This window comes from Paenibacillus sp. FSL E2-0178 (assembly GCF_038593005.1).
Classification (GTDB): domain Bacteria; phylum Bacillota; class Bacilli; order Paenibacillales; family Paenibacillaceae; genus Paenibacillus_AQ; species Paenibacillus_AQ phytohabitans.
Map to the genome: position 1 here is coordinate 6,790,045 of NZ_CP151953.1, position 14,408 is coordinate 6,804,452.

Sequence of the window (14,408 nt, forward strand, 5' to 3'; positions counted from 1 at the left end):
GGCTGGATACGAACATGACAATGAAGACCCGAAAAAGCATATTTATCGCCTCATGCCTGCTTCCGGGGTTATTCTTATTTCTCTTATTCAAGGTATATCCCACATTGCAGATCTTTCAGAAATCCTTGTATCTGTGGACCGGGCTCAGTGATAAGCCGAAGTTCATCGGCCTGCAGAATTATACGGATATGTTCCACGATGATACGTTTCTGCTGTCCCTGAAGAACACCGGTCTCCTGATGCTGGTTGTTCCGATTGTGACGCTGCTGATTGCGCTGGTTAACGCTTCGATTCTGACCAAATCGAAACTGAAGGAGCGCAATATCTACCGTACCGTTTTCTTCTTCCCGAGCATTCTGTCCTTCGTGGTGATCGCCATTCTCTGGTCCTTCATTTATCATCCGACGATGGGGTTCCTGAATTCCGGGCTGGAGGCTGTCGGACTGGATAAGTGGGCGCTGCCTTGGCTAGGAGACCAGCGCGTAGTGCTGTGGGCCTTGGCTGTCACGCTGATCTGGCAGGCCGCCGGCTATTACATGGTCATCTATATGGCCGGAATTGACGGGATCTCCCCTGAGCTGTATGAAGCAACCGAGCTGGACGGGGCGACCCGGATCAAACAATTCATTCATATCACCATTCCGATGCTGTGGGAGATTATCCGGGTTACGATTATTTTCAGCATCAACGGTGTGCTTAGTATAAGCTTTGTTATCGTCTCGGTTATGACTGCCGGCGGGCCGGACCACCACTCCGAGGTTGTCATGACTTATCTGTATTCCCAGGCCTTCACGAATTCGAATTTTGGCTATGCGATGGCAATTGGCGTATTTATCTTTGTGATATCTATGATCCTGGCGCTGCTGAGCAACAAGCTGACTGAAAGGGGTACTGACTAACTATGGCTACTGAGAGTACTCTGAACCGTCCTGAGAAAAGAGCTGGCAGCATGATCGGCAAAACACTCCTCCGCCTGCTGCTGATTGTGCAGACTGCCGCGGTAGTCTATCCGCTGCTGTGGAATGTACTGGCATCGTTCAAGACCAATGCGGAGATTATGGAGAATCCGTGGAAGCTGCCTAAGGGCATTGAATGGATCAACTACGCCCATGCCTTCACAAGTGCCCGGATCGGGGACTATATGCTGAATTCCGTGCTGGTGGTTATTCTCTCCATGGCTATACTGCTGGTGGCTGCTGTGCCTTCTGCATATGTGCTGGGCAGAATGCGGTTCCGCGGACGTTCCTTCTTCACTAACTTCTACATGGCCGGCCTGTTTGTCGGAGGCGTGTATGTGATTGTACCGCTGTTCATTCTGATGAACAGTCTGCATATGCTGGACAACCGTTTTTGGCTGAGTGCTGTATATGCAACGGGAAGTCTGCCGTTCTCCATCTTCCTGCTGACCAGCTTCATGAAGTCCATCCCTCATGATTATGAGGAAGCGGCAATGATCGACGGCTGCGGGTACTTCAGCACGATGTTCCGCATTATTGTGCCGATGGCCCGTCCCGGAATCATTACCCTGATTGTGTTCAGCTTCTTCGACTTCTGGAATGAGTATGTGATGGCGATGACGTTCATCAGCAGTGATGCGAAGAAGACAATTCCCGTCGGATTATCCAATCTGATGCAGATTCAGCAGTATGCTACGGACTGGGGGTCATTGTTCGCCGGTCTGGTCATTGTTCTGGCACCAACCATTCTTGTGTATGTACTGCTGCAGAAGAAGCTGACAGAAGGCATGATGCTCGGCGGGGTGAAAGGATAAGTCAGGCAGCGGGAGGAAGCGTAAATGAGCCGTAAGGATAAAGCGGGTGCTTCAAGGTATCTCCTTGGGGGCGCAGGTCTTGCCCTTCTTGCAGTGTTGATCATTATTGGCATCATGAATCTGCGGACGGCTGCTCCAACATTGGCCGGACCGGCTGAACCCGGATTAAGCGATGTTATCCTGTATGTGGATGAAGAACCCGTAACCAGACAGGAGTTCCAGCTGTACATGGATAAGGAGAAGGGCGCGGTCACCAATTACTTCAGCGTTACCTATCAAGCAGAGGATCAGCCGGATTACTGGACAAGTGATTTCGGGGGCGAGAGGCCGATTGAACTGCTCAAAAGCCGTGCGGCGGACGAAGCGGTCAAGGGCAAGCTGCTGCAGTCCATCGCGCTTAGCAAGGGGCTGGTGCAGCATATCTCATATGAACAGTTCCTGCAGGACTTTGCAGACAACAATAGTGAACGCAAGCAGGATGCCAGCCAGAACAAAGCCGTCTTCGGGCTGGGACAGTATGAGCAGAGCCAGTTCTATTTCTATACGCTTAGTAACCTGAGACTTGAATTAGAGGAGCTTATGGGCAAGGGAGAGCTGCAGGTAACCGATGCTGAGATTGAGCAGGTGTATCAGGCGCATGCGCAGGATTATCAGGGCCAGACCCGGCTTGAGATTGAAGAGCTGTCTGTCCCCTATGCCGGACAAGAGGAGAAGAGCCAAGCGCTGCTTACCATTCAGGCTGCACTTGGACAGGTGAACAGCGGGGAATCCTCCGCAGGCGTAAGTGACAGCAATGCTCACATCCGGCTCACCAGACATACGGCAATTGATGCCGGGCAGTTCAGTCCGTTATCCTCGGAGGGGCTGCTTCTGCAGAGCGCAATGAAGCTGGAGGAAGGAAGCTGGTCCTCCATTATGGATGCAGGCGACCGTTACTCCATCGTCCAATTAGTGAATAAGACGGAGAATTATGAAGTGCCCATCGAAGAGGTAGCCAGCCAATTGAAGGCAGAAGCGCTGCATCTGAAATTCGAGACATACATGCTGGAGCAGGTTCAGCAGAATGATATTAGGCTGAGTACAGGCAATTATGATTCCATAACAACACCTTGAGGATAGAAGGAGCGAACAGGTATGACGAAGCCAGCAGGAAGAGTAACCCTCCCGAGTGAAGAAGGATTCGTGGAAGAGACCAAGGTAATGATGGAGCGGTGGGGCGCGGATGCCATCCGCGACAGTGATGGAACCGCGCTGGATGCTGAGATTAAGGCGCTGGATGCCAAGATCTATACAGCTTATTTTCCAACCAGAGGCCACAATGAGTTCATTGAAGAACATATGGAGGAATGTCCGCAAATCTATCTGCTGTCGGACTTCACGATGGCACGTGCGGAGGAGCTCGTCATTGATCTGCTTCAATCGTATTATAACGAACAACTCGATGTGGATTATATCCATGATCCCAAGACCTACTGGCAGGTAACAGACCGGACGACTGGAGAGCTCGTACCGGAACAGGACTGGAAGGTGCAGCAGGAGGGCAATAAGGTAATCATTCAGCATACTACGCCATGGCATGAGTATAGTGTCTCGTTCCTTGCTTATATCCAATGGGACCCGGTGCAGATGTATAATCACATCACGAATGACTGGGGCGACAAGCCGCATGAGATTCCGTTCGACGTCAAACAGCCGCACACCAATGCCTTCATCTACGACACCATGAAGCAATGGCTGCAGGACAATCCGGAGGTCGATGTGGTCAGATTCACCACGTTCTTCTATCAATTCAGCCTGGTCTTCAACCAGTATGGCAAAGAGAAATTCGTCGACTGGTTCGGTTACGGGGCAAGTGTCTCTGTGGCGATGATGGAGGATTTCCGCAAGGAGAAGGGCTATACCTTGACCGCAGAGGATTTCGTAGACCAGGGGTATTACAATTCTTCCTTCAGAGTGCCGACCAAGACCTATCTGGAGTATGTCGACTTTGTCTCCCGGTTTGTCTCCGTTGAGACGAAGAAGCTGGTAGATCTGGTGCATGACAGCAAGAAGGAAGCGATTATGTTCCTCGGGGACCAGTGGATTGGGGTGGAGCCTTACGGACCGTACTTCGCATCCATCGGCCTGGATGCGGTGGTGGGCAGTGTCGGGGATGGTACAACACTGCGGATGATATCCGATATTCCGCATGTGAAGTATACGGAAGGGCGGTTCCTGCCTTACTTTTTCCCGGATGTCTTCTTTGAAGGAAATGATCCTGTTGTAGAGGCCAAAGAGAACTGGCTGACGGCGCGGCGGGCGATTCTCCGTAAACCGATCGACCGGATGGGCTACGGCGGCTATCTGAGTCTGGCCTACAAATTCCCGGAATTCGTAGATTACGTGGAGAAGATCACGGATGAATTCAGAGGCATTCATGATCATATTCAACAGACGAAGCCGTATACGGGCATGAAGGTGGCTGTACTGAACTGCTGGGGCGCCCTGCGGACCTGGCAGGCCTTCACTGTGGCACATAGCCTATACTCCAAGCAGGCCTATTCCTATTACGGAATCCTGGAATCGCTCAGCGGAATGAGCGTGGATGTGGAATTCATCAGCTTCGGGGATGTGCTGGAGAACGGCATTGACCCATCCATTGATGTGATCATTAATGCGGGCGATGTGAATACCGCGTTCTCCGGCGGAGAAGTCTGGAAGAATGCGCGGCTGATTGAATTGCTGCGGGAATGGGTCTATAGCGGCGGCGGGCTGATTGGAGTCGGTGAACCGACAGCGGTATCGTATCAGGGAAGATACTTTCAGCTGGCCGATTGCTTCGGCGTGGACAAAGAGACCGGCTTCAGCCTGTCCACAGACAAATATTTCACGGGACAGACGAACGGGCATTTCATTACCGAGGGCATGACCGGATATAACTTCGGTGAGAGCATGAAGAATGTATATGCGCTGTATGGCGGGGTGGATATTCTGGAGTATTCGGGCGGGGAGATTCATCTGTCCGCCAATCAGGCCGGCGAAGGCCGGGCGGTGTACATCGCGGGCCTGCCTTATTCGCCGGAGAACAGTAGGCTGCTGATGCGCAGCCTCTATTATGCCGCCGGGAAGGAAGCGGAGCTGCACACATGGTATGCGGCCAATCCGTATTGCGAGGTGCATGCCTATCCCGGAAGCGGAAGGTATGCGGTCGTCAACAACTCACACGAAGTACAGTCCACTACCGTCTATGACGGACAGGGGAATACATCGTCTGTAGAGCTTGAAGCAGGCGGTATTCTATGGCAGCCAATCCGGGAGGGCAAGCTTAGATGAAGCTGGAAGAGATATTCAATGTGAAGCCTGCAGGCAGGCAGCTGCGGTGGCAACAGCTGGAGTTCTACGGATTCATCCACTTCGGCATGAATACCATGACCGGTGTGGAATGGGGCATAGGGCATGAGGACCTGCAGCAGTTTAGTCCGGAGAAGCTGGATGCGGGGGAGTGGGTCTCCGTGCTGAAGGCTGCGGGGATGAAGGCGGTGATCCTCACCTGCAAGCATCATGACGGCTTCTGCCTGTGGCCCAGCCGGTATTCCGAACATACCGTCGCGGGTACGCCCTGGCGCGGCGGCGCAGGTGATCTGGTGCAGGATGTGGCAGAGGCTTGCCGGCAGCAGGGGCTGGTATTCGGAGTATATCTGTCTCCGTGGGACCGGACTGAGCAGAGCTATGGAGAAGGCCCAGCCTACGATGACTTCTATGTGCAGCAGCTGACCGAGCTGCTCACGAATTATGGCGAGATTGGCTGCGTGTGGCTGGATGGAGCTAACGGCGAGGGCCCCAGCGGCAAGCGGCAGTATTATGACTGGGACCGGTATTATGAGACGATCCGCAGACTGCAGCCCGGGTGTGTAATCAGCGTCTGCGGCCCGGATATCCGCTGGGTGGGTAATGAGGCAGGACAGACCCGGGCGGAGGAATGGAGCGTGGTTCCGAAGCTTCTTCAGGATGCTGAGAAGACTGCCGAGAAGTCACAGCAGGCGGATGACGGCGTCTTCTCACGTTCCCTGAATTCGATGGATGAGGATTTGGGCAGCCGTGCTGCAATAGCAGCGTATGAGGGAGAGTGGGTGTGGTATCCCGCCGAGGTCAATACATCCATCCGTCCCGGCTGGTTCTATCATGAGGAAGAAGATACGCAGGTGAGGAGCGGCAGCGAGCTGTTCGGAATCTACCTGAATGCCGTAGGCGGCAACGCCACCTTCCTGCTCAATATACCGCCTACCAGGGAAGGATTAATTGCTGAACCGGACCGCAGGGCTCTGGAGGACTTAGGCAGAAGAATAGCCGGGTTAAACGATACTTCACTGATGTCCGGGGTGGAGGTGCGCACCTCCAGCTCCATGGGAGACCCGGAGGCGGCAATTAAGCTGACCGGCGGGTATGAGCAGCCGGATCTGCTCTACTCCTGGCAGCCGGCGGAGGAGGACAGCGAACCGTGGGTGGAAGTTAGCTTCCCGGAAGAAGCCGTCCTTAACACAGTGATCCTGCAGGAACAGATTATGCTGGGCCAGCGCGTGGAGGCGTTCGAGCTCTGGGCGGCGGATCAGAAGGAGTGGAGTAAGCTGGCTGAAGGGACGATCATCGGCTACAAAAAAATCATCAGGCTTCCGCAGACACGCGTCAGCCGCCTGAAGGTTGTATTCAAGCAGTTCCGCGGCTTCCCCACCCTGACTCATATTTGTGCACTTTGTATGGAGGATTGATGGATGAGTGGCCGACGCAGGAGAAGAAATTTCTCGATTCCGCACGGGTTTGACCCCCGTCCTCTGCATTACAATGGAAACCTTGAGAAATCAAGGTTTTTTTGCTTCTCTTGGATTAAATTCAAATGAAAATTGTTTTGGAACATTGTTAAATGCACAGGATTTACTCTACTCCGTTATTTATGGAATTTTGTCAGGGAAGCTGCTCAACTTACTGGCAAGCTCTTCTTCTCCGGTTAAGACCTCTACCATGATGCCTGCTCCCAGACGAAACCCATATTTGAAAATAGAAGCTAACTCCATGTCATGAGTTTGGGCATATAGGTCTAATAACGTTTCGAATTCGTTAAATTCCTCCTCAGAGAGTCTGTCCTTCCAAAATTTTATGGCTTCATTGTTTTCTGGCTTAACTGAAAATATTGCGGGTCATTAGATTTAACTTTTTCCTTTGGATGCAAGCCACCATAATATAACTGCTCTATAAGACTCCTCATTCCTTTTCCTCTTCTCTCTTAAGTGTGTTTTTTGTAGAGTATACTACGTGGAATAAATGGATAAGACAACTAGATAATGAATCTAAAAGAGGTATTACCTTGAAATCAGAAGAAATATTTGGACAAGTGCTAAGGACAATTCGAAAGAAGCAAAAGATGAGCCAAGAGAATTTAGCCTTCCAAAGTAACCTTGACCGAACTTACATATCCATGCTGGAACGTGGTGTTCACCAGCCAACTCTGAATTCTTTGCTGTCTCTTGCTGGGGCTTTGAACATGAAGGCTTCGGAGTTAGTGAAGCTTGTGGAGGAAGAGATTGCTAAATCGAAATGAACACCACTTGAGGACCGTGCGATATTCCTCCCATCACGAACCAACGAAACCTTGAGATATCAAGGTTTTTTCTTGCGTCATTATTCATTTTTGGTAACTTCAAAAGCTGTGTTACAATGAAAATTATGGAAAATATATAAGATATAAGTTTGAATTGTGCGAATGCAAATCTACTTCAGGAGGAGTAAATAATGGCCACATGGGTTACTCATTTTAGAATTGCTGAAGAATTAATAAAGAGAGGGCTGCCGGTATCCAAGGCTGACTTTGTGGTTGGTAATATTGGCCCGGATTGCGGTTTAGCCGATGAGGAAGGCAAGATTGCTCCTCCCAAACGGATTACACACTTTAAGGACGTCCGGGGAATTCAGCCTGAGCATTTTTTTGAGCAGCATGAATTGAACAATCTTGATATTGCTTCGAATGAAGGTTCTTATTATCTGGGGTATTATTGTCACCTTATTACCGATGTGGAATGGGTCAAGCTAACCAGGACAAAGCAGGAGGAGCAGGTGCATCAAGCGGTCATAGGCACTCCCGAATACAATCAACTTGTTAAGCGAGACTGGTACTGGCTGGATTTTAAATATTTGAAGCTAAACAGCGGGCATGTTTTTTGGACTGATTTTCAATATATTCAGCAATATCCGGAGTACTTGCCATTTTTTCCGGAAGGACAAACCTTTAAGCAAATCCAGAATATTATTCAGTTCTACTGCAATAATGAAGTCCCCATTGATTATGAACCTACATACATTAAGGAAGTAGAAGTAGATGATTTTGTTCTGGAGACAGTATACAAGATCCAAGCTCATACTAATTTCATAGGGATGCTGTGAACCTCTACAAGTCAAGATATATCTCGAAAGGAAATCTATAAAAAAGAAAGGACGAAGAGGAACTCGGCGTCCATTTTAACATTGAAAGGGCACATTCAGTTGAATGAGCCCTCATTTCCTCACATTCTTAAAGTATTTAAATCCATTCGCAGATTATCCTACAATATTTACACTTCTATACTGGAGATTCGCTTATTTTCTGAAGTGTAATCCCATTTACAATAATATTTGACAAAAGCTTCTAGTGAAAATATATTATATAGTAAGTAATCGTTTACTTTACTAATCACAATAGGAATACCAATGAAGCGAATGATGCTTAATGCGAAATGAAACAGGTGTAGCTTAGATGGCTGAAAAAAAGAATGTTAGTATTAAAGACGTGGCTTTAAGGGCGAATGTATCTACAGCGACTGTTTCCCATGTTATTAACGGAACGCGGTTTGTATCCAATGAGACGAAACAGAAGGTTGATCTTGCAATGAATGAACTAAACTTTCGAATTAACTCTGTTGCCCGCTCACTGCGCAGCCGCAAGTCGTATATTATTGCGTTTCTGGCACCGATCCTTGCTTCAGAAACATCTAACTTTTACTTTATGTCGGTAGCAGCCGGAGTTCAAAGTGTATTGAAACAAAGAGGCTATCATCTGATTTTGAGTGACTCCAGTGATAATTTTGAAATAGAAAGTAAAGAAATTGGGATGTTTGATTCACAAATGATTGATGGACTGATCGTGGCTCCGGCTAGCATGGATTGTGATTACGAGCGCTTGTTCGGAGATTACCCGGTGGTATACATTGATAGAGTTCCTAAACATTGTGAACGAGATTCTGTACTCATTGACAACAAAACAGCTACTAAGGAAGCAATACAAAAAATTATAGATAAAGGCCATCGAAGAATTGCTTTTTTATCCGGCCCTCTATCGGTTACAACAACGATTGAACGATATGAAGGGTTTACTGAAACTTTGATGAGCGCAGGTCTTGAAATGGATGATTCGTTAATTCGTTTTGAAGATGTCAGCTTTGAGAACGGGTATAAGAGTATAGAGGATTTGCTGGAATTGAATCCAACAGCTATTTTTGTAACGGATAATGTCATGGCAATGGGCGTGATGACATATCTTCAAGAACATTCGATTCGAATACCGGACCAGTTAGCTGTTGTAGGCTTTGATGATTTTCAGTGGACGCTGGTCACTCATCCGCCGTTGACCGTTATCCAACAGCCGTCATTTCAACTTGGCGTAAAAACTGCTGAAGTAATTTTGCAGCGAATTGAGGATGGAACTTTAGGAAAAGTGGAATATCGCTTAGATGCCAATTTGATAGTCAGACAATCGCTCTGACTTTTTTTTCTTTATTAAGTAAACGATTGCGTAAACGTTTCAATGATTTTAGCAGTACAAACGCTACAAATCATTGAAATAGCTTTCAACCTTCTTGTAAGCGTTTTTATGAAGGCTGCAGATCAATCTGAGAGGCGGTGAGGCTTATTGATAATTACTTATTGATAATTATTTGAATTAGGTTTCATTGCTAAAGGAAGATAATAAAAGATTATTTGCCAAGGATGAAGGAGAACTATGTGAAAAGTGGGAGGGTGTTTTGTGAAAAGAAAAGTAAAATTTGTTCGAGTATTGACAAGCATGCTCATCGTTTTGTTAATGATACCTTATGGAAGCTATACGCCTAGAGTTGAAGCTGCAGCTACTAAAATTGCAGAATGGAACTTTAATGAGGGAAGCGGAAAGACGACAAAGGATAATATTAGCAATTCGAGTGATTCAATTCATTATGTTTTCAATAATGCAATTTACAAGCCCTCGAGTGATCCAATATGGCGTAGTGACGGGATTTCAGGCAAGTCCTTGCTATTTGACGGGTACTCGAATTGGGTGACACACTCACCGATCACCACTCCTTCTCAGAGTATGACGATTGAAGCCTGGGTTGCTCCCAGAGCCTATGAATGGGGCGACAACGGCACCCTCTCAGCAATCGTCAATCAGCACGATAAATCTGGTAAACAAGGTTTTGTCCTTGGAATGTTCCGGCATGGAACCTGGTCGTTTCAAATCGGCTCGGGTGGGCAATGGTATGAGGTTTGGTCCTATGAGCCGATACCGAGAAATGAATGGTCTCATCTGATTGCCACTGTAGACGGAGCATCCGGCACAATGAAGCTTTTCCTCAACGGTCGTCAAGTGGGTAGGAGCAGTATTCCTGCAAATTCCACAATCACATCGTCAGGGAATCAGCTATTCATCGGAAAAAACAATCAAAGTACACAACTTGGAGTATTTCCGTTGAACATGTTTAATGGACTTATCGATGATGTGAAAATATACAACGGAGCGTATACAAATGCTGAAGCGGAAAATTCCTATCAGAGCTACATGTCAGCCCTTGGAGGAAACCTGCCGACGCCAAACCTTAGTTTTGACAGAAATGTCTATGATGGTGACCGCTATCGCCCCACGTATCATGCTATTGCTCCGGGGCACTGGATGAATGAACCCCATGCACCGTTGTATTATAATGGGCAATACCATTTGTTCTATCAGAATAACCAGCATGGACCTTATTGGCATAATATGCAGTGGGGGCACTGGGTCAGCGAAGACATGGTGCATTGGAGAGACGTGCAGCCTGCCTTATCACCAGAATTGTTCCAGGTAGATCCCGATGGGGATTGGACTGGAAGTGCAGTCATTGATGATTCAGGAAATCCTACTCTTTTCTTCACTGCCGGCAATGATTCAAGAGCGTACCTTAACAGCAACCAGAACGTGGGAGTTGCCCGAAGTACGGTTCAGACGGATGGGGATAACGATTTGAAGAAATGGGTAAAAGAGCCGAAGCTGGCTGTTGCCCAGCAATACGGGAAATTCGGTGAATTCAGAGATCCGTATGTGTTCAAAGAGGGTTCAACCTGGTTTATGCTGGTAGGCACGGGTTATGAGGGCCAGGGTGGATCTGCAGCTGTCTACTCCACAACGGATCCTAATCTGATGAATTGGACCTATCGCGGACCCATCTACCAAACCAATCCATCAACTTATCCGGAATTAGGCGGCGTATGGGAACTGCCGGTTATGATGTCTCTGGGAAACGGCAAGCATTTGTTGGCTATTAGTCCGGTCGGAAGCGGAGCGAATGTGGAGGTGTATTATTGGATTGGTACTTGGAATGCTTCTACGGCGAAGTTCACACCTGATGATCCCAAGCCTCAATTGATGGATTTTGGAGATTTTCATTTTACAGGTCCAAGCGGGTTTAACGATCCGCAGTCAGGACGTAATATTATGTTCACCATTGCTCAAGGGGAAAGGAACTCTCAGGAAGAGTCCGATGCAGGTTGGGCACATAATGCCGGTCTGCCGGTAGAACTTTCGCTTCGCCCGGATGGTAAATTGGGGATTCATCCAATCTCCGAGCTGCAGTCCTTAAGAGGCCAGCAACTTGTAAATATTACAACAGATACGAGTTTTGCATCTGCCAATGCTGCCCTTTCTTCCATTCAAAGCGATACGGTGGAGATTGAAATGGAATTGAGCCCCGGTTCTGCTGACAGTGTAGGAATCAAAGTTCGAAAATCTCCTAACAACGAAGAAGAGACATTAATTTATTACAAAAACAGTACTAAGGAATATGGTGTTGACCGAACAAAGACCATTGCCGGTCAAAATAAGGGTATCCAAAAAGGCACTATAGATATCGGCAGTGAGAATGTCAAACTACACGTATATTTGGATAAATCCATGGTTGAATCTTACTTGAATGGACTTAAATCTATTACTACGCGTACTTATTCTACCAGAGCGGATGCCAAAGGTCTTCAATTGTGGGGAGATGCAAACACCAGCTCAATCGTTGTTAAGTCACTTAAGGTTTGGGCAATGAATTCTGCATATAACCCAGTGGCAGTCAGTGGTGTGAGCTTGAGTCCTGCAAATCTGGAGGTAGCCGTAGGCGGCAAAAAAACGCTTAATGCTACAATTGCACCGGCAAACGCTACGAACAAAGATGTAATATGGACTTCCAGCAACACCTTAGTCGCGTCGGTTGTTAACGGAGTGGTTACTGGTAAATCCGTCGGGACTGCAACCATTATGATCCAAACAAGAGACGGTGCAAAAACAGCTTCACGCTTAGTTACTGTTGTTGCGGCGCCAGCTGGGAAAATTTCAAACAGCGGCTTTGAAAACGGTAACTTAGAGGGTTGGATCATAGAAAGCGGTACAGCCTTTACTAATGCGGGAGTTACAAATGCAGCGGTATTCGGAAACAACCAACCGTATAATCATGAGGGTAATTACCACCTATCCGGACAATTAAGCGGTGGGAATGCTGCCACAGGAGTATTAAAGTCTAAGGAGTTTACACTCGGAGGCAACGGCCAGGTTAGCTTCCTGATCGGCGGAGGGTCTGATATTGATAAATTATATGTGTCCTTTGTACGTGCTTCGGACGGGAAAGAGCTCTTCAGATCAAGCGGACCGGGAAGCTATTGGAACTGGCCGAGCACCAAGGGGGTTACGGAAGGGTACACCAAGAGATACTGGGATGCTACTCAATATATAGGTACATCCATGTATATCCAAATAGTCGATGAACGAACGGATGAGTGGGGCCACATTAATATTGATGATTTTAATGTCCCGGTTCAAGGTGGAGCTGTTGATGCAGAAGCACCGACAGCACCTAAGAACCTTGCAGCGACAGGGACCACATCGAATTCCATATCCCTTAGCTGGACGGCATCAACAGATAACGCAGGAGTAACCGGCTACGTAATTTATCGGAATGGAGTTCAGGCAGGGACGAGTACGACAGCCGCTTTTACAGATAGCGGGCTGGCAGCAGCTACGGCCTATCTCTATACGGTCAAAGCAAAGGATGAGGCGGGAAATCTCTCCGCAGCAAGCAACAGCGTAACAGCAACCACCCAGGCTGCGGCGGTAACTGGCAGTTTGACAAACCATGATTTTGAGAGCGGTAACCTTAACGGCTGGACAATTGTAAGTGGAAATGCGTTCAGCGATGCGGATGTTGCGGAGGATACGAGCTGGGGATGGGGAGGACCGTTTAATCAAAGTGGCAAATACCATCTTTGGGGGTTCAAGGATGGGGGAGATTCTCAGGTAGGTGTACTGAAGTCTGCTACATTTACCCTCGGTGGCAGCGGTTCTATCGATTTTCTGATCGGCGGAGGGAATGATATCAATAATTTATATGTCGCTTTGGTTCGGGCATCGGACGGCACTGAATTGATAAAAGCGACAGGCAACAGCAATGAGGCATACAGTCGTGTTACTTGGAATGCCGCTGCTTATATTGGAAAAGAATGCTATATCAAAATTGTCGACAGTGCTACTGGAGGTTTCGGCCATATCAATGTGGACGATGTGAACGTTCCGGTCAGCAGTGGAGCTGCTGACACCGAAGCTCCGGCAGCTCCGAAGAATCTGGCAGCAACCGGCACAACTAAGGATTCTGTATCCCTGGGTTGGACGATTTCAACAGATAATATAGGAGTAACTGGATACTTGGTTTACCGGAATGGAGTACAGGTAGCTACTAGTACAACAGCAACCTATACAGATAGCGGACTGACAACCAATACACCCTATGTCTATACGGTCAAAGCAAAGGATGCTGCGGGAAATATCTCGGCAGCAAGCAACAGTGTCACAGCAACCACCCAAGCTGCACAGGCGACTGGCAGTTTGACAAACCATGACTTTGAGAGCGGTAACCTTAACGGCTGGACAATTGTAAGTGGTAATGCGTTCAGTGATGCCGATGTTGCAGCGGATACGAACTGGGGATGGGGAGGGCCCTTTAATCAAAGCGGTGCGTATCATCTCTGGGGGTTTAAGGATGGCGGTGATTCTCAGGTAGGAGTGCTGAAATCTGCGTCATTTACCCTTGGCGGTAATGGAACGATTGATTTTCTGATCGGCGGAGGGAACGATATCAATAATTTATACATTGCTTTGGTCCGGGCATCGGATGGCACTGAGCTGCTAAAAGCGACAGGCAACAGCGATGAGGCCTATAGCCGCATTACTTGGGAGGCTGCTTCTTTTGTAGGGACTGATTGCTATATTAAGATTGTCGACAATGCTACCGGAGGTTTCGGCCATATTAATGTGGATGATGTGAACGTGCCGGTACTTGTGAATTAGAACTAAAAAAAGGTTAACAGGAGGATA

At 48.0% G+C, this 14,408-nt stretch carries 11 protein-coding genes; 9 read left to right on the forward strand and 2 right to left on the reverse strand.

Annotation, left to right across the window (positions count from 1 at the left end; genetic code table 11):
- The first annotated feature begins 20 nt into the window (after nt 1–20).
- The 5 genes from MHI42_RS29510 to MHI42_RS29530 are packed head-to-tail and all read left to right on the forward strand — an operon-like array spanning nt 21 to nt 6,516.
- The gene (locus MHI42_RS29510; protein ID WP_342421464.1) at nt 21–899 is read left to right on the forward strand and encodes a sugar ABC transporter permease; all 879 of its coding nucleotides are present in this window, start codon (nt 21–23) and stop codon (nt 897–899) included.
- A gap of 2 nt (nt 900–901) precedes the next feature.
- Nucleotides 902–1,771 (forward strand): carbohydrate ABC transporter permease, encoded by an 870-nt coding sequence (locus tag MHI42_RS29515; RefSeq protein ID WP_342421465.1) that lies wholly within the window; start codon nt 902–904, stop codon nt 1,769–1,771.
- A 24-nt stretch (nt 1,772–1,795) separates the two neighbouring features.
- Complete coding sequence (locus MHI42_RS29520) at nt 1,796–2,884, forward strand: peptidylprolyl isomerase (RefSeq protein ID WP_342421466.1); 1,089 nt, start codon at nt 1,796–1,798, stop codon at nt 2,882–2,884.
- Nucleotides 2,885–2,905: 21 nt separating this feature from the next.
- The gene (gnpA, locus tag MHI42_RS29525) at nt 2,906–5,083 is read left to right on the forward strand and encodes a 1,3-beta-galactosyl-N-acetylhexosamine phosphorylase (RefSeq protein ID WP_342421467.1); all 2,178 of its coding nucleotides are present in this window, start codon (nt 2,906–2,908) and stop codon (nt 5,081–5,083) included.
- Nucleotides 5,080–6,516: an alpha-L-fucosidase gene (locus tag MHI42_RS29530; RefSeq protein ID WP_342421468.1), complete on the forward strand. Its 1,437-nt coding sequence runs from the start codon at nt 5,080–5,082 to the stop codon at nt 6,514–6,516. Before gnpA ends, MHI42_RS29530 begins: the two co-directional genes overlap by 4 nt.
- A gap of 180 nt (nt 6,517–6,696) precedes the next feature.
- Here MHI42_RS29530 and MHI42_RS29535 read toward each other — a convergent pair whose 3' ends face one another.
- The gene (locus MHI42_RS29535) at nt 6,697–6,936 is read right to left on the reverse strand and encodes a DUF6809 family protein (protein WP_342424826.1); all 240 of its coding nucleotides are present in this window, start codon (nt 6,934–6,936) and stop codon (nt 6,697–6,699) included.
- Nucleotides 6,900–7,010, reverse strand: a complete 111-nt coding sequence (locus MHI42_RS29540; RefSeq protein ID WP_342421469.1) for a DUF6809 family protein — start codon at nt 7,008–7,010, stop codon at nt 6,900–6,902. Before MHI42_RS29540 ends, MHI42_RS29535 begins: the two co-directional genes overlap by 37 nt.
- A 99-nt stretch (nt 7,011–7,109) precedes the next feature.
- Here MHI42_RS29540 and MHI42_RS29545 point away from each other — a divergent pair, with 99 nt between their 5' ends.
- From MHI42_RS29545 to MHI42_RS29560, 4 genes are all read left to right on the forward strand, one after another.
- Nucleotides 7,110–7,343 carry a helix-turn-helix transcriptional regulator gene (locus MHI42_RS29545; RefSeq protein ID WP_342421470.1) on the forward strand — a complete coding sequence of 78 codons (234 nt, stop codon included), beginning with the start codon at nt 7,110–7,112 and terminating at the stop codon, nt 7,341–7,343.
- A gap of 191 nt (nt 7,344–7,534) precedes the next feature.
- Entirely contained in the window at nt 7,535–8,182 is a 648-nt protein-coding gene (locus MHI42_RS29550; RefSeq protein WP_342421471.1) for a zinc dependent phospholipase C family protein, read from the forward strand.
- 349 nt (nt 8,183–8,531) lie between these two features.
- Complete coding sequence (locus MHI42_RS29555; protein ID WP_342421472.1) at nt 8,532–9,536, forward strand: LacI family DNA-binding transcriptional regulator; 1,005 nt, start codon at nt 8,532–8,534, stop codon at nt 9,534–9,536.
- Between the two features lie 318 nt (nt 9,537–9,854).
- Nucleotides 9,855–14,381 carry a GH32 C-terminal domain-containing protein gene (locus MHI42_RS29560; RefSeq protein WP_342424827.1) on the forward strand — a complete coding sequence of 1,509 codons (4,527 nt, stop codon included), beginning with the start codon at nt 9,855–9,857 and terminating at the stop codon, nt 14,379–14,381.
- The last annotated feature ends 27 nt before the right edge of the window (nt 14,382–14,408 follow it).